Here is a 15390-nt window from a genome sequence, read left to right as displayed (position 1 = left end):
ATGAACCTCGGCAACGACCATGAAGCCAAACCCACCGCTCCCAGGTGATTCGGAACCCGATGGCTGCGGGCTCTATCACCACGAAAGAAAGGTAAGGATCGCCCGTGACGGTTTCGATGCACAGCACCGGAAAAGCTTCGTTCGACGACATCTACGACCGCCCCGATCCGAGCGCCTACTGCCGCCGGATGGCCGAATTGGATTACTGCATACCGGAATTGGCCAAACCCGCCTTCCTGGAACTGTTCGCCGACTACGAGGCGCGCACCGGCACCGTGCCGACCGTCCTGGACCTGGGGTGCTCCTACGGGGTGAACGCGGCGCTGCTGCGCTTCGGGACCACCGTGGCCGATCTGGCCGAGCATTACGGCGATGCCGATACCGCCACCTGTATCGCCCGCGACCGCGCCCGCCTGGTCGCCGACGACCGGCTGCCCCAGATCCGCTTCATCGGTATGGACGCTTCCGCGCCGGCGTTGGACTACGCGGCGGCCACCGGACTGCTGCACGAGACCGTCCACGCCGATCTGGAGGCGGGCGATCCCACCGAGGCACAGCGCAAGATCATCGGCTCGGCCGATCTGGTGATCTCCACGGGATGCGTCGGTTACGTCACCGGCCGCACCCTCACACGGGTGGCTCGCGCGCACGGCACCCGGCTACCGTGGATGGCACACTTCGTGCTGCGGATGTACGCCTTCGAACCGATCGCGCGCGAACTCGCCGCCCTGGGGTACCGGACCGAGCGCCGTCCCGGCACCTTCCGGCAACGCCGTTTCGCCTCCGCCGCCGAACAGCAACAGGTACTGAATACGCTGACCGCCAACGGAATAGATCCGACCGGCTACGAATCCGACGGCTGGCTGCACGCCGAACTCTACATATCCACACCGACCCCCGAGGACCGCCCGTGACCGACCGTACCTTCGCCTTCGACGATCAGCTGCCGCGCGTGCCGCTGCCCACGCTCGACGACAGCTGCGCGCGTTTCCTGCAGTGGTCGCGGCCGCTGCTGTCGGAGGACGAATACGCCGATACCGAGCGCGCCGTGGCCGATCTGCTGCGCGCCGACGGCCCGGCCCGGATCCTGCACGCCGATCTGGAGCGGTTCGACCGCACCCCCGGTGTCGGCAGCTGGCTCGACGAGTTCTGGCCCTCGCGCTATCTGGGCCGTCGCGACCGGATCGCGGTCAACGCCAACTTCTTCTTCCTGTTCCGCAACGACACGCCACTGGCGCAGTCCACCTCGGACCAGCAGGCCGATCGCGCCGCCGCGCTGATCACCGCGGCGGTGAACTACAAACTGCTGCTCGATCGGGAGGAGATCCCGCCGGTCGTGCAACGCGGAGCGCACTTTTCGATGGCACAGAACAAATTCCTGTTCTCCGAGACCAGGATTCCGGGCGATCCGCAAGACAGCGTGCGCGTGCCCTACAGCGATGAATGGCCGGGCCCGTCGCAGGCGCGCCACATCGTGGTCTTCCACCACGGCGCCATGTTCCGGATGGATGTCATCGGCGCCGGCGGGGCGCCGCATGCCCCGGAGGACCTCGCCGACGGTCTGCGGGCCGTGCTCAAGGCGGCGCCCGATCAGCTGCCCGTCGACTCCTCGGCGGGACATCTCACCACCATGGCGCGGGCCGAATGGGCCGGCGTGCGTGGCCGCCTGCTGGAAGATCCGGTGAACGCGGCGGCGCTGGAGGTGATCGAAACCGCACTGTTCTGCGTCTGCCTCGACGATGTGACCCCCGCCGATCAGCTCGTGGCCAGTGATCAGCTGCTGCACGGCGACAGCGGTAACCGGTGGTTCGACAAGGCGGTCTCGCTGATCGTCTTCGCCGACGGCAGCGCCGGTATCAATGTCGAACACTGCGGACTCGACGGCACCACCATCCTGTCGTTCGTCGACCGGCTGCTCGAGGCTCCGGCCGCCGAGCATGCCGCGCAGTCGGGGGCGCAGCCACAGGGGCTGCCCTCGGTGGAGCCGATCGAATTCCGGCTCGACGATCGGTTGCGCGGTGAGATCTCCTCGGCCGCAGCCGCATTCGCGCAGTTCGTCGCCGACAACGCGACGACCACGGTGTCGTTCGACCACTTCGGCACGGCCCGCGCCAAGGAACTCGGCATCTCGCCGGACGCCTTCGCGCAGCTGAGCTATCAGCTCGCCCATCAGCGCAGCAAGGGAATGATCGGGGCCACCTACGAATCGATCGCGACCCGGCAGTATCGCAACGGACGCACCGAGGCCATGCGTGTGGTGACCCCGCAGATCCTGGAATTCGTTGCCACCATGGACGATTCGTCGGCCGATGCGGCGACGAAGCTGGTCGCCGCCCGCGCGGCCGCGACCGCCCATGTGGAGCGCGCCAAGCAATGCCAGCGCGGCGAGGCGCCGGAACAGCATCTCTGGGAGCTGCAGTGGGTGCAGCGCCGGCGCGGCGCCGAACTGGGCGCCACGGAGCCGATGCCCTTCTTCGACAGCCCGGGCTGGATCATCACCCGCGACGACTATCTGAGTACGAGCTCGGCGCCTTCGGCGAATATCGAATACTTCGGTTTCGGCTGCACCAGCCAGAAGTGCATCGGCATCGCCTACGTCCTGCTGCCGGATCGCTGGAACATCTACCTCGCGACGCCGAAATCGGTCGCGGAGCAGATGTATCGGTTCGCCGACGAACTGCGGACCGCGGTGTCGGAGCTGGAGGAGCTGCTCGCCTCCGCCTGATCGGGGACTCCGCCCGGGCCGCCCGCCACTCGAACCGGGTGACAGGCGGCTCGGGTGCCGGTCGTATCGGGGGATAGTCGCGGCAAATTGCTGGCGCGCGAGACTGTCTCGGTCACAACGGGTTTCGGTCCACAGGTGCCGTCACCGGAGCGCAGGCTCCGTGCGGGGCGGTCTCGATCCGTGGTGGGCATGCACCCGGATTGCTAGCCTCGTTCTCGTGGTCGACTCGGTGATGCCGCAGTTCGCCTGGCGCCAGGTGACACCGGCGGATTTCGCGCTGCTCGGGCATTGGCTGGCGCAACCGCATGTGCGGCGGTGGTGGCATCACGACTTCGACGCCGCATCCGTCGAACGTGATTTCGGGCCGACCGCGCGCGGGGAGGTGGCCGCCGAAGATCTGCTCGTCAGTGCCGACGGCGAACCCGTCGGGCTGGTGCAGCGCATTCGCTGGGCGGACTGGCCCGAGTATGTGGAGCAGGTGCGGCCGATACTCGACGTGCCCGGCGAGGCCGTGTCACTGGACTACCTGATCGGCGAGCCGGGGCGGGTCGGCCGCGGCGTGGGTTCGGCGATGCTGCGCGCGGTGGTGGCGGCGAGCTGGGCCGACTATCCGCGCGCCGACTGCATCGTCATTCCCGTCGCCGCCGCGAACCGGGCGTCCTGGCGGGCGCTGGAGAAGGCCGGTCTGCACCGGGTCGCGGAAGGGGAGCTGCCGCCGGACAACCCGATCGACGACGGATGGCATTACATCTATCGCGTCGACCGCCCGCTCGGGGCGCCGGCAGCACCGCCGCCGGGTGCCGGACGGTGATCGCGCGCACACCGGCGGCAACCGCGGCGCCCCGCCGATAACCGATTGCGGGACATATGCGGTCGTCTGAAAGAATGGCGTCCCGTGAAGACTTTCGAAACCCTGTTCGCCGAGCTGCAGGATCGTGCGGCCAACCGTCCGGAAGGTTCCGCAACCGTGGCGGCATTGGACGCCGGGGTCCATGCGCAGGGCAAGAAGGTGATCGAAGAGGCCGGTGAGGTGTGGATCGCCGCCGAACACGAGACCGACGAACAGCTGGCCGAAGAGATCTCCCAGCTCCTGTACTGGGTACAGGTGCTGATGGTGGGCCGCGGTCTGCGGCTCGAGGACGTGTACCGACATCTGTGACGGGTGAGACCCGGGCCGCCACGGCTACCGGGCGAAACGGTTCGACCGCTCCCTGACACCTTTGTCCGCCACCCGTCCCGAAAGGACATCCCATGCTTCGCGTCGCAGTCCCCAACAAAGGCGCACTTTCCGAATCGGCCGTGGAAATTCTCACCGAGGCCGGTTACCGCAAGCGCAGCGATTCGCGCGACCTGTCGGTGATCGACAACGCCAACCAGGTCGAATTCTTCTTCCTCCGCCCGAAGGACATCGCCATCTACGTCGGGTCGGGACGCCTCGACCTCGGCATCACCGGCCGCGATCTGGCCCTGGATTCCGGCGCCCAGGTGCAGGAACGCCTCGGCCTGGGTTTCGGCCGCTCCACCTTCCGCTACGCAGCCCCCGCCGGACGGGAATGGAAGGTCGAAGACCTCTACGACAAGCGGATCGCCACCAGCTACCCGAATCTGGTGCTGCGGGATCTGCAGCGCCGGGGGATCGAGGCCGAGGTGATCCGCCTCGACGGCGCGGTGGAGATCTCCATCCAGCTCGGGGTCGCCGACGCCATCGCCGACGTGGTCGGCTCCGGGCGCACCCTGCGTCAGCACGATCTGGTCGCCTTCGGCGATTCGCTGTGCGATTCGGAGGCCGTGCTGATCGAGGCCACCGGCTCCGATCACAGCGACAAGGCCCGCAACCAGCTCATCGCGCGGGTGCAGGGTGTGGTCTTCGCCCAGCAGTACCTGATGCTCGATTACGACTGCCCCAAGGATCTGCTCGACCGGGCCGCCGCGATCACGCCTGGTCTGGAGTCGCCGACCGTCTCGCCGCTGACCGATCCCGACTGGGTCGCCGTGCGCGCGCTGGTGCCGCGTAATCAGGGCAACGACGTGATGGATCAGCTCGCCGAACTCGGCGCCAAGGCGATTCTGGCTACCGATATTCGTTCCTGCCGCGCCTTCTGACCTCGCTCGACGGCGCCGCGGTCATGGATGCGCCACCGTCGCGGCCGCGTCGTCCGGCCAGCCCGGATACGGCGGCGGGGTACCGCCGTAGGCCGGGCACAGCGGTCGGTACTCGCAGAATTTGCAGCCCCACCCCGGCCGCGGCGGGAAATCTCCCTCGCGGCCGGCGGTGGTGATCGCCGCCCACAGCGCCGACACGATGCGCTCGAACCGGACGAGTTCGTCCGCGTCCGGCGCATAGCTCAGGATCTGCCCGTCGCGCAGATACAGCAGCCGCAGCTGGGCCGGGGCCACCCCACGGGTGCGGTACATGATCAGCGCGTAGAACTTCAGCTGGAACAGCGCCTTCTGCTCGGCATCCGGTGCGGGAACGCGCCCGGTCTTGTAGTCGACGACCCGCAACCGGCCGTCCGGTGCGATATCGATGCGGTCGACATATCCGCGCAGCGGCGAGCCGTCCGCCAGCCGGACCTCCACCAGCGATTCACAGGATTCCGGGTCGAATCCGGTGGGGTTCTCGAGGTGATAGTAGTCGCTTACCAGGCGGCTCACCTCGTCGAGAAACGGTGGGAGACCGCCCTGTTCGAGCACCACCTCGATCTCGGGGCGATCTGCCAGCAAACGCTGCCAGGCCGGTTCCACCAACGCCGCGGCCCGCTCCGGAACGCGTTCACCACTGGGTAGCCCGTACAGCGATTCCAGCACCGCGTGCACCACCGTTCCGCGTACGGCGTCGCGGCCGGGCGTTTCCGGAATGCGGTCGATCGCGCGTAATCGGTATTTGAGCGGACATTGTTTGAAATCGATTGCCCGCGAGGGCGACAACGCCGGCCCGCGGGAAACGGCCGGTAATTCGGGCGGGGTCGCCGTCGGTGGTGCGGACATACCTGGCAGGCTATCGGCGGGTACCGACACATTCCGCGGCGCGATACCGCCGCCGGAAATGACGCGCAGGAGAACGGAGATTCATGACGGCCAGACGGACCGGCCCATTCACCACGGGGGACCGGGTGCAGCTGACCGATGCCAAGGGCAGGCAACACACCGTCGTCCTGGAGCCGGGCAAGGAGTTCCACACCCACAAGGGGCCGATCCGCCACGACGAGCTGATCGGCGCCGACGAGGGCTGTGTGGTCCAATCCGCCAACGGCACACCGTATCTCGCGCTGCGGCCACTGCTGGTCGACTACGTGCTCTCGATGCCGCGCGGTGCGGCGGTGATCTACCCCAAGGACGCCGCTCAGATCGTGCACGAGGGTGATGTGTTCCCCGGTGCGCGGGTGCTCGAGGCCGGCGCCGGATCGGGCGCGCTGACCTGTTCGCTGCTGCGCGCGGTCGGCCCGAACGGCAGTGTGCGCTCCTACGAGATCCGCGAGGACCATGCCGAGCACGCCGTCCGCAATGTCGAGCGATTCTTCGGCGAACGCCCCGACAACTGGACGCTGACCCTGGGCGACGTCGCCGACTACGACGGCGAGCAGGTCGACCGGGTGGTGCTGGACATGCTCAAACCGTGGGACGCGCTGCCCGCGGTATCGCGCGCGCTGATCCCCGGCGGGGTCCTGATCGTCTACGTCGCCACCGTCACGCAGCTGTCGGAAATCGTGGAGGCGCTGCGTCAGCAACAGTGCTGGACCGAGCCGCGGTCATGGGAGTCGCTGGTGCGACCGTGGCATGTGGTCGGCCTGGCGGTGCGTCCCGAGCATCGCATGCAGGGGCATACGGCCTTCCTGGTGAGCGCCCGGCGCCTCGCCGACGGTGTGGTGGCGCCCAAGCCGCAGCGGCGGCCCTCCAAGGGCTGAGCGAGCGGCTGAGGCCTTCCTCTCTCGGGCCGTGCGGCGCTCAGGGCTGGCAGGGCGCCATACCCATGGCCAGGATCTGGCAGGCGGAGGCGTCGGACAGCTGCCAGCCGGCCGCCGAGTGCTGCCAGGTCATCGGCATCGGGCCGGCCGGGCCGTGCGGCGAGGTGATGGTGACCTGGCCGGTGGCCTGATCGCCCTCGGTCTTGACGTCGGCGACGGTGAAGGTGATGGTGCCGTAGTTGGCCAGGCCCTTGGTCATGGTGTCGATGTTGGCGGCTCGTTTATCGCCTCCGACCACCAGCTTCTGCTTCTCGGCGGTCGGCTTGGCCGGATCCACGAAGCCGTTGAGGGTGGCCTGCAGTTCCTCGGCGGTGGGGGCGGGCGCGGCGGCGGCGCTCGTGGCGGCGGCCGCGGCCGAGGTGGCCGTCGTGGTGCCCGTCGGCGTGGAGTCCTGGGAATTGTCGGACCCGCATGCTGTCATAGCGGTAACGGCCAGCGCGGTAAAGGCTGTAGCCGTGGCAAGGCGGAACCCGGCAAGATGCATCCAGGAGCGACGCACACCGGAAACACCGGCGGTCCGCGTGGCGTTGCTCCGGGTGCGGGTACTGCCACCGAAGGGAGTAGCGCTGTGGCGGCTAGGAAGGAGCATCGACTAGACCTTTCGGTTCGGTCCGGCGAAATCGCTCGCCGAATGCAGGTTAGGGCAGGCTAACATGGTTGCCCGGGCTGGTACCGCAGCTGAGATGTGATCACGACGAAACCATGTCGGAAAGCGAGAACGGTTCGCGCCCGGTAGCGTTGATAGACCGGGACTGGGAGGAGCAGCATCATGAGCCCCATCGAGAATTCGGATTCGGCGGCCTGGAGAGAACTCGAGGTGGTACGCGCCGAGGCGGCTGCACTCCGTAGGCAACTCGCCGACTCGCCGGATCGTTCAAGGGAATTGGAAGCTCGTATCGATTCGCTGACGATTCGCAACACCAAACTGATGGACACCCTCAAGGAGGCCCGTCAGCAGTTGGTGGCGCTGCGTGAGGAGGTCGACCGGCTGGGCCAGCCGCCCAGCGGCTACGGCGTGCTGATCGGTGTGTACGAGGATCAGACGGTCGACGTGTTCACTTCCGGACGCAAGATGCGCCTGACGTGCTCGCCGAACATCGACACCTCCGAATTGCACTACGGACAGACCGTGCGTCTGAACGAGGCGCTCACGGTGGTCGAGGCCGGCACCTTCGACCGGACCGGTGAGATCGGTACCCTGCGCGAGGTCCTCGACGACGGCCGCCGCGCCCTGGTCGTGGGCCATGCCGACGAGGAACGCGTGGTCTGGCTGTCGGGCCCGCTGTCGGCGCTGGTCGACGCGGACGACGTCGAAGATCCCAACGCGCCCGTGCGGCGGCTGCGGCCGGGTGACTCGCTGCTGGTCGACACCAAGGCCGGATTCGCGTTCGAGCGCATTCCCAAGGCCGAGGTCGAGGATCTGGTGCTCGAAGAGGTGCCCGATGTCGGTTACGAGGACATCGGTGGCCTGGGCCGCCAGATCGAGCAGATCCGCGACGCGGTGGAGCTGCCGTTCCTGCACAAGGATCTGTTCCGCGAATACGCGCTGCGCCCGCCCAAGGGTGTGCTGCTCTACGGTCCGCCGGGCTGCGGTAAGACGCTGATCGCCAAGGCGGTCGCCAACTCGCTGGCGAAGAAGATCGCCGAGGCGCGCGGTGAGGACGCCAAGGAGGCCAAGTCCTTCTTCCTCAACATCAAGGGTCCCGAGCTGCTGAACAAGTTCGTGGGCGAGACCGAGCGCCACATCCGGATCATCTTCCAGCGGGCTCGTGAGAAGGCCTCCGAAGGCACCCCGGTGATCGTGTTCTTCGACGAGATGGACTCGATCTTCCGCACTCGTGGTTCGGGTGTGTCCTCGGATGTGGAGACCACGGTCGTGCCGCAGCTGCTGTCGGAGATCGACGGCGTGGAGGGCCTGGAGAACGTCATCGTGATCGGCGCGTCCAACCGCGAGGACATGATCGACCCCGCGATCCTGCGGCCCGGCCGCCTGGACGTCAAGATCAAGATCGAGCGTCCGGATGCCGAAGCGGCACAGGACATCTTCTCCAAGTACCTCACCGAGGGACTGCCGCTGCACGCCGACGACATCGCCGAATTCGCCGGCGATCGCTCCAAGTGCGTCAAGGCGATGATCGAGCGGGTCGTGGACCGGATGTACGCCGAGAGCGAGGACAACCGCTTCCTCGAGGTCACCTACGCCAACGGTGACAAGGAGGTCCTGTACTTCAAGGACTTCAACTCCGGCGCCATGATCCAGAACATCGTGGACCGTTCCAAGAAGTACGCGATCAAATCGGTGCTCGAGACCGGCAATCCCGGTCTGCGCATCCAGCACCTGTTCGATTCGATAGTCGACGAGTTCTCCGAGAACGAGGACCTGCCCAACACCACCAATCCGGATGACTGGGCACGTATTTCGGGTAAGAAGGGCGAACGGATCGTCTACATCCGGACGCTGGTTACCGGTAAGAACGCTTCGGCGAGCCGGGCGATCGATACCGAATCCAATACGGGTCAGTACCTCTAGGAGTACCGCACACACACGAAGGCCGCGCCCGCATCGCGAGCGCGGCCTTCGCCGTATCCGGTGTCAGCGCCGGGCAGTGGCCACCGAGTCGAGCACAATATCGGTGGCCGGTGCGCCGTCGCCGGATCCGTCCTTCACGCCACCCGCGGCGATGTTCTGCAACACGTCCATACCGCCGGTGATCCGGCCGAAGGGGGTGTAGCTGGGCGGCAGCTTGCTGTCGGAGTAAACCAGGAAGAACTGGCTTCCGTTGGTGTTCGGTCCGGAGTTGGCCATGGCGACCGTTCCCGCCGGGTAGGTCGCCCCGGCCAGGTTCTCGTCGCCGAACCGGTAGCCGGGACCGCCGGTGCCGGTTCCGGTCGGGTCACCGCACTGCAGCACGAAGATGCCCTCGGTGGTCAGGCGGTGGCAGCGCGTGTGGTCGAAGTACTGCTCGCCGGCGAGGAAGGCGAACGAGTTGACCGTGTGCGTGGCCCGCGCGGCGTCGAGGGCGACGGTGATGGTTCCGCAGTTGGTTTCCAGCGTCGCCGTGTACCCGGCGTTGGGGTCGATGGTCACCGCCGGTTCGGCCGGCCACTGCTTGCCGTTGGGCTGGGCGTCGCCGGGGGTCATGCAGCCGGGTGCCTGGGTGTGCAGTGGCAGCGGGGCAGCCACGGCAGGGGTGCCGCCGGCCAGCAGTGCGATCGCCGCACCCGCCGCCGCCAGGCCGCTGCGCACCGGCAATCTGCGCGATCTGCGGTCGCGTCGGGCGGAGTGGTCGAGATCGGACTGCGAGTGTGGGACATCGATATGCACCGGGGCGGGCCTCCGAGATTCGTCTCGTGATGGGTTCGGTCGCCCGGCATCATCGCATGCCCGACCGCCGGGTGCGGGTGAATGGGACATCCCGGCCCCGGCGCTGCTAACGTCGCGGCCATGCAGGTGGTGTTGCGGCATAATCCGTCGTCCACGGTGGCACGGTGTTTTCTCGCCGGTGGGGAGCCGTTGCGTGCGGAAACCGGTGCGATGGTGGCCCATTCGGCCGGGGTGAGCCTGGCCGCGAAGGCCGAGGGCGGATTCCTGGCGGGGCTGAAGCGTTCCGTGCTGGCGGGTGAGTCGTTCTTCGTGTCCACGTTCACCGCGCCGCCACAGGGCGGCTGGGTCGATGTGGCGCCGGCGCTGCCCGGGGACATGCTGGCGCTGCCGATCGCGCCCGATCGCCCGTACTTCATCAGCCGCGGCGGCTGGATCGCCAATTCCCATGGCGTGCAAGTGGAAGCGAAATGGGGCGGTTTCGCGAACATGTTCGGCGGTGAGGGCGGATTCGGCCTGCGTGCCCAGGGGCAGGGCGAGGTCGTGCTCGGCGTCTTCGGCGCGATCGACGTGATCGATCTGCAGCCGGGGGAGTCGGTGACCATCGACTGCGGCCATGTGGTGGCTTACGACCTGGCGTTGAAATTCGGTATCCGCCGGGCGGTTTCGGGTCGTTCGCTGCAGTCGATCACTTCCGGCGAAGGTCTGGTGTTCGACTTCACCGGTCCGGGCCGGGTGCTGCTACAGACCCGCAACCCCGGCGCGTTCGCGGCCTGGGCCGGCGCGGTCACCTCGTCCGGCTAGGTCCGATTGCGCGGATGCAGCAGTTCGTCGATCAGGACCCGGGTGTCGGGGACGAACGGCCAGCCGGGATCGCTCAGGTGCTCCCACAGCTGCGTGTCGGTCCACCACCAGCCCGCGGCGATCTCCTCGGCCTGGACGGTGATCGGCCCGTCGGAGCGAATCTCGTAGGCGAACAGGTGGCACCGCATCGGGCGGCCCGCCCAGCTGCCGTCCCAGGACACCCGGGCCAGCGGCCGCGGTTCGCCCGGCGCGGCAACGATTCCCAATTCCTCGCCCAGCTCGCGCGCCGCCGCGGCGGCGGGATCCTCGCCGGGGGCCAGCACCCCGCCGGCCAGGCAGTCGTGCATTCCGGCGAACACCATCTTCGTATCCGTACGCCGATGGACGTAGATGCGCCGCCCGTCGAGCGATCGCACCAGCACGCCGGCACTGGCATGCCACAATCCTTCGGCATACACCTCGGCGCGTTCGGCACTGCCGGTCTCGTTGCCGCGGCCGTCGTAGACGGCGATCACCTCACCCATTCCCGCCAGCCTAGGCGGTGAGTGCGGGAGAATGCGCCCACGGTGGCGGATCGGCGACGGGCGCGGACGATGGTGGTAGGACAACGGCGAGGCGAGGTGATACTCCGTGGTGATCGATCTGAACAGCGATCTCGGGGAGGGGTTCGGTGCGTACACGATGAGCGACGACGCGGCGCTGCTCGACGTCGTGACCAGCGCCAATATCGCCTGCGGCTTCCATGGCGGGGATCCGGTGATCATGCGGCGCACGTGTGATCTCGCGGTCGCGCACGGGGTGCGGATCGGCGCGCACATCTCCTATCGCGACCTTGCCGGATTCGGCCGGCGCGAGATGATGGTGTCCCCGGCCGAGCTGACCGCGGAATCCATCTATCAGATCGGCGCGCTCGACGGTTTCGCCCGGGCGGCCGGTGACCGGGTGCGCTATGTGAAACCCCATGGCGCGCTGTATCACTCGGCGGCATCGGATCCGGAGGCGGCCGAGGCGGTGGTCGCGGCGCTGCTCGCCTTCGAGGAGTTGAGCCTGCTCGGCCCCGCCGATTCCGAACTGGCACGCGCGGCGGAGGCGGCCGGAATCCCGTTCCACGCGGAAGGTTTCGCCGACCGGGCCTATACGCCCGAGGGCAGGCTGGTGCCGCGCGGGCGAGCCGGTGCGGTGCTGGCCGCGGAGGCGGCGCTCGGACAGGCGGTGTCGATCGCCGTGGACGGGCACGCGCACACGGTGGCCGGTGAGCCGGTACGGGTCGAGGTGCGCAGCCTCTGCGTCCACGGCGATTCGCCCGATGCCGTCCGGATGGCGCGCTCGATCCGGCAGTCGCTGCTGGACAAGGGCGTCGAACTGCGGAGTTTCACATGAGCTCGGTGACCGTGCGGGCCGCGGGAGACCGCGCGCTGCTGCTCGAACCGGCCGACGCCGCCCAGCTGCCGCTGCTGCTCGACCACCTGCGGCGGGCGCCGATCGACGGCGTGGCCGACCTCCTTCCCGCCGCCCGGACCGTCCTGCTCACACTGTGTCCCGGCATCGACCCCGCGGCGATCGAATCACGCGTGCGCGCACTGGATCTCGCATCGGACGCCGCTTCCGACAGTGCGGCCGCGGCGGATGTGGTCACCGTTCCGGTGCGCTACGACGGCCCCGACCTCGCCGATGCCGCCGAACTTCTCGGCATCACAGCCGGGCAACTGGTCGAACGGCACACCGATGCCCAGTGGCGGTGCGCGTTCATCGGTTTCGCGCCCGGCTTCGGCTATCTGCACGCGCCCGACGCCGGACTGTCGGTGCCGCGGCGCTCGCAGGCCCGGACCGTCGTTCCGGCGGGTTCGGTCGCCCTGGCGGGTGGATACAGCGCCGTCTATCCGCGCAGTTCGCCGGGCGGCTGGCAGATCATCGGCCGTACCGACGTGGTCCTGTGGGATGTGGCGCGGCCCGAACCGGCGCTGTTGCGCGCGGGTACCCGGGTCCGGTTCGAGGCGGTGGATCGGTGAGGTCCTCGGCGGCGCGGATGCGGGTGCTCGAACCGGGCGCGCTGAGCACCGTGCAGGATCTCGGCCGGCCCGGCTGGTTCCATGCCGGGGTCGGGGTCTCCGGGGCCGTGGACCGGCGGGCGCTGCGGCTGGCCAACCGCCTGGTGGGCAATGCCGAATCGGCGGCGGCCATCGAATGCGTGCTGGGCGGGCTGAGCGTGGAATTCGACGCCCCGGCGGTGGTGAGCATCACCGGAGCGCCGGTACCGATCAACGTCGGCGTCCGGCCCGAACCCCCGGCTTCGGTGCTGTTCGTCGCGGCCGGGCAGCGGGTGCGGATCGGCATGGCTGAAGCGGGCCTGCGCTGCTATCTGGCGGTGCGCGGCGGGATCGCGGTGGAGCCGGTCCTCGGATCGCGCAGCCGAGACACCATGGCGGGATTGGGTCCGGAACCGTTGCGCCGGGGCGACACCCTCCCGGTCGGCGCCCCGCCGCGCGGCTGGCCGACGGTCGAGATGGCTCCCGTCGCGCCGCTCACCCAGGGGACGCTGCGGGTGCGCGTGGGGCTCGGGCCGCGCGCGGACTGGTTCCACAATCCCGCCGATCTGTTCACCGGCGCCTGGGCGGTCTCCACCGACACCGACCGGATCGGTGTGCGCCTGGACCGCCACGCGGACGCCCCACCGCTGCGGCGGGCGAACGATGCCGAACTGCCTACCGAGGGAATGGCTTTGGGTGCGATTCAAGTGCCACCCGCGGGTCGCCCGGTAGTGCTGCTGGCCGACCGGCCGATCACCGGCGGCTATCCCGTGGTGGGCACGGTGATCGACGCCGATGTCGATCTGCTGGGCCAGGCCCGTCCCGGCCAATTGATCGAATTTCGTTCCTGGCAGCCCTGATCCGCCGTGGGGATGGGTCGGCATACCTCTCGAGGCTGACCGCGGATCGGTCTGCGGGGCGACTCCGCCGCGGCCGGAAACCGATACGTTTGCAGACGTCCCCACGAAATCCGCTACAGGAGTGTGCCGGTGACCGATGTGTGCGAGTCCGACACCGACGCGCGCGGTGCGACCGAATCGGCCGCGATTCCCCCGTTCGCGTGGCCGGCGGTCGCGCCGATCGCCGCCCTCGGCGCGGCGGCTCTGCTGTTCGCGGCCTCGAGGTACGGATATTTCGGCGACGAACTCTACTTCCTCGCTGCCGGTCGCCGGTTGAGCTGGGGTTACGCCGATCAGGGCCCAATGCTGCCGCTGCTGGCCCGGACGATGGACACGCTCGTTCCCGGTTCCTATCCGGCGTTGCGTCTGCCCGCGGTGCTGATCACGGTCGCCGCGATCGCGTTGTGCGCCATGATCACTCGCGAGTTCGGTGGCGGGCGCACCGCGCAGGCACTGGCCGCCCTCGCCTACGCGTGCTCGCCGTTTCTGCTGCTGCAGGGGTCGATGCTGACCACCAACACCGTCGATACCGCACTGTGGGTGCTGATCACCTGGCTGGTGGTGCGGTGGGTGCGGACCCGCCGCGACGGCCTGCTGCTGATCGCGGGTCTCGTGACGGCGGTGGACCTGCAGGTGAAATGGCTGATTCCCTTCTTCTGGATCGCGCTGGCCGTGAGCTGTGTGGTCTTCGGTCCCCGCGAGTTGCTGCGCCGTCCGCTGCTGTGGGCAGGTGCCGGAGTCACCGTGCTGTCTGCGGTGCCGCAGGTGATCTGGCAGGTGCGTCACGGCTGGCCGCAACTGGCGATGGGTGCGGAGATCGCATCCGAACAGGCGATCATCGGCGGCCGGGTGCTGTTCGTGCCGATCTCGCTGATCCTGGCCGGCGTTCTCGGCGTCCCGGTGCTGCTGGGCGGGCTGTGGGCGCTGCTGCGCTGGAAGCCGTTGCGGCCGTATCGTTTTCTGGGCGCCGCCCTGATTCTGGTCGACCTCGTCTTCCTCGTCACCGGCGGCCGGGTGTACTACCCGGCCGGGATGTACGGGGTGGTGCTCGCGGCCGGCGCCGTCGCGCTGGTGCACTGGATGCGAGCGCGGTCGGCGGCCGGTCGCCGGATCGCCGGTGTCGCGACCGCGGTCGTAACTGTTGCGGCGCTGGCCACGATCGTGAGCTCGCTGCCGTGGCGTCCGGCCGCGGCGGTCGAGCCACCCCGAGACGATGTCTCGGCGGCGATAGCGATCGGCACCTACGGGCAATTCGGCTGGCCGGAACTCACCGCGGCGGTCACGACGGCCTATCGCGGGCTGCCCGCCGCGCGCCGGGACCGCGCTGTCGTCGTCACCGACACCTACTGGCAGGCGAGCGCCCTCGACCACCTCGGCCGCGCGGACCTGCCGCCGGTCTACAGCCCCAGTCGCGGCTTCGGCTACTTCGGCGCCCCGCCCGACAGTGCCGAGACGGCCTTGATCGTCGGTGGCGAGGAGGCGGACCTGCGCGGCCGGTGCGCCTCGCTCACCCCGGTCGGCAGGGTCGACACCCGGCTCGGATTCGTCGGCAACACCCGCGATGTCACGATCTTCGACTGCACCGGCCCGACGCAGCCGTGGTCGCGGATGTGGCCGGAGTGGATGCACCTGTGATTTCGGTGCGCCA

At 68.6% G+C, this 15390-nt stretch carries 16 protein-coding genes; 12 read left to right on the top strand and 4 right to left on the bottom strand.

The window, feature by feature from the left end; translation table 11 throughout:
* The first annotated feature begins 104 nt into the window (after positions 1-104).
* From IG65_RS0129115 to hisG, 5 genes are all read left to right on the top strand, one after another.
* Entirely contained in the window at positions 105-914 is an 810-nt protein-coding gene (locus IG65_RS0129115) for a class I SAM-dependent methyltransferase (RefSeq protein ID WP_197039966.1), read from the top strand.
* Positions 911-2725, top strand: coding sequence for a choline/carnitine O-acyltransferase (locus IG65_RS0129110; protein ID WP_030518146.1), 1815 nt, complete (start codon positions 911-913; stop codon positions 2723-2725). The genes IG65_RS0129115 and IG65_RS0129110 overlap by 4 nt, the downstream gene beginning before the upstream one ends.
* Positions 2726-2942: 217 nt before the next feature.
* The gene (locus tag IG65_RS0129105) at positions 2943-3536 is read left to right on the top strand and encodes a GNAT family N-acetyltransferase (RefSeq protein ID WP_231509497.1); all 594 of its coding nucleotides are present in this window, start codon (positions 2943-2945) and stop codon (positions 3534-3536) included.
* Positions 3537-3620: 84 nt separating this feature from the next.
* On the top strand, positions 3621-3884 hold the full coding sequence (locus IG65_RS0129100) for a phosphoribosyl-ATP diphosphatase (protein WP_030518144.1): 264 nt from the start codon (positions 3621-3623) through the stop codon (positions 3882-3884).
* A gap of 92 nt (positions 3885-3976) precedes the next feature.
* On the top strand, positions 3977-4828 hold the full coding sequence (gene hisG, locus IG65_RS0129095) for an ATP phosphoribosyltransferase (RefSeq protein ID WP_030518143.1): 852 nt from the start codon (positions 3977-3979) through the stop codon (positions 4826-4828).
* A gap of 21 nt (positions 4829-4849) precedes the next feature.
* Here hisG and IG65_RS0129090 read toward each other — a convergent pair whose 3' ends face one another.
* Positions 4850-5713: a RecB family exonuclease gene (locus IG65_RS0129090; protein ID WP_030518142.1), complete on the bottom strand. Its 864-nt coding sequence runs from the start codon at positions 5711-5713 to the stop codon at positions 4850-4852.
* 83 nt (positions 5714-5796) lie between these two features.
* Between IG65_RS0129090 and IG65_RS0129085 the strand changes: the two genes are divergently transcribed.
* A complete protein-coding gene (locus IG65_RS0129085) occupies positions 5797-6630 on the top strand; it encodes a tRNA (adenine-N1)-methyltransferase (RefSeq protein ID WP_030518141.1) in 834 nt (277 codons plus the stop codon).
* Positions 6631-6670: 40 nt separating this feature from the next.
* Here IG65_RS0129085 and IG65_RS0129080 read toward each other — a convergent pair whose 3' ends face one another.
* Positions 6671-7111, bottom strand: a complete 441-nt coding sequence (locus IG65_RS0129080; RefSeq protein WP_231509496.1) for a nuclear transport factor 2 family protein — start codon at positions 7109-7111, stop codon at positions 6671-6673.
* 348 nt (positions 7112-7459) lie between these two features.
* Between IG65_RS0129080 and arc the strand changes: the two genes are divergently transcribed.
* Entirely contained in the window at positions 7460-9220 is a 1761-nt protein-coding gene (gene arc / locus IG65_RS0129075) for a proteasome ATPase (RefSeq protein WP_030518139.1), read from the top strand.
* Positions 9221-9283: 63 nt separating this feature from the next.
* On the opposite strand, the gene IG65_RS0129070 is transcribed toward arc, so the two are convergent.
* Entirely contained in the window at positions 9284-9937 is a 654-nt protein-coding gene (locus IG65_RS0129070; protein WP_036526032.1) for a peptidylprolyl isomerase, read from the bottom strand.
* A gap of 198 nt (positions 9938-10135) precedes the next feature.
* Between IG65_RS0129070 and IG65_RS0129065 the strand changes: the two genes are divergently transcribed.
* Positions 10136-10816 (top strand): TIGR00266 family protein, encoded by a 681-nt coding sequence (locus IG65_RS0129065; protein WP_030518137.1) that lies wholly within the window; start codon positions 10136-10138, stop codon positions 10814-10816.
* On the opposite strand, the gene IG65_RS0129060 is transcribed toward IG65_RS0129065, so the two are convergent.
* Entirely contained in the window at positions 10813-11340 is a 528-nt protein-coding gene (locus IG65_RS0129060; RefSeq protein WP_030518136.1) for an NUDIX domain-containing protein, read from the bottom strand. The genes IG65_RS0129065 and IG65_RS0129060 overlap by 4 nt on opposite strands.
* A gap of 106 nt (positions 11341-11446) precedes the next feature.
* Here IG65_RS0129060 and IG65_RS0129055 point away from each other — a divergent pair, with 106 nt between their 5' ends.
* The 4 genes from IG65_RS0129055 to IG65_RS0129040 all read left to right on the top strand — a co-directional run bounded on the left by IG65_RS0129055 (position 11447) and on the right by IG65_RS0129040 (position 15377).
* Positions 11447-12196: a LamB/YcsF family protein gene (locus IG65_RS0129055; RefSeq protein WP_030518135.1), complete on the top strand. Its 750-nt coding sequence runs from the start codon at positions 11447-11449 to the stop codon at positions 12194-12196.
* On the top strand, positions 12193-12825 hold the full coding sequence (locus IG65_RS0129050; protein ID WP_030518134.1) for an allophanate hydrolase subunit 1: 633 nt from the start codon (positions 12193-12195) through the stop codon (positions 12823-12825). The genes IG65_RS0129055 and IG65_RS0129050 overlap by 4 nt, the downstream gene beginning before the upstream one ends.
* Positions 12826-12842: 17 nt before the next feature.
* Positions 12843-13703, top strand: coding sequence for a biotin-dependent carboxyltransferase family protein (locus IG65_RS0129045; RefSeq protein ID WP_030518133.1), 861 nt, complete (start codon positions 12843-12845; stop codon positions 13701-13703).
* Positions 13704-13832: 129 nt separating this feature from the next.
* A complete protein-coding gene (locus IG65_RS0129040; protein ID WP_231509495.1) occupies positions 13833-15377 on the top strand; it encodes a glycosyltransferase family 39 protein in 1545 nt (514 codons plus the stop codon).
* The last annotated feature ends 13 nt before the right edge of the window (positions 15378-15390 follow it).

The sequence above is a fragment of the Nocardia sp. NRRL WC-3656 genome, assembly GCF_000720265.1.
Classification (GTDB): domain Bacteria; phylum Actinomycetota; class Actinomycetes; order Mycobacteriales; family Mycobacteriaceae; genus Nocardia; species Nocardia nova.
Note: the sequence above shows the minus strand (reverse complement) of the source record. Positions and strands in the feature narration are given on the sequence as shown.

Excerpts from the sequence above, each read along its gene's own strand:
- IG65_RS0129045 (WP_030518133.1), top strand. The coding sequence starts at position 12,843 with ATGCGGGTGCTCGAACCGGGCGCGCTGAGCACCGTGCAGGATCTCGGC.
- hisG (WP_030518143.1), top strand. The coding sequence starts at position 3,977 with ATGCTTCGCGTCGCAGTCCCCAACAAAGGCGCACTTTCCGAATCGGCC.
- IG65_RS0129065 (WP_030518137.1), top strand. The coding sequence starts at position 10,136 with ATGCAGGTGGTGTTGCGGCATAATCCGTCGTCCACGGTGGCACGGTGT.
- IG65_RS0129050 (WP_030518134.1), top strand. The coding sequence starts at position 12,193 with ATGAGCTCGGTGACCGTGCGGGCCGCGGGAGACCGCGCGCTGCTGCTC.
- IG65_RS0129080 (WP_231509496.1), bottom strand. The coding sequence starts at position 7,111 with ATGACAGCATGCGGGTCCGACAATTCCCAGGACTCCACGCCGACGGGC.
- IG65_RS0129085 (WP_030518141.1), top strand. The coding sequence starts at position 5,797 with ATGACGGCCAGACGGACCGGCCCATTCACCACGGGGGACCGGGTGCAG.
- arc (WP_030518139.1), top strand. The coding sequence starts at position 7,460 with ATGAGCCCCATCGAGAATTCGGATTCGGCGGCCTGGAGAGAACTCGAG.
- IG65_RS0129090 (WP_030518142.1), bottom strand. The coding sequence starts at position 5,713 with ATGTCCGCACCACCGACGGCGACCCCGCCCGAATTACCGGCCGTTTCC.
- IG65_RS0129060 (WP_030518136.1), bottom strand. The coding sequence starts at position 11,340 with ATGGGTGAGGTGATCGCCGTCTACGACGGCCGCGGCAACGAGACCGGC.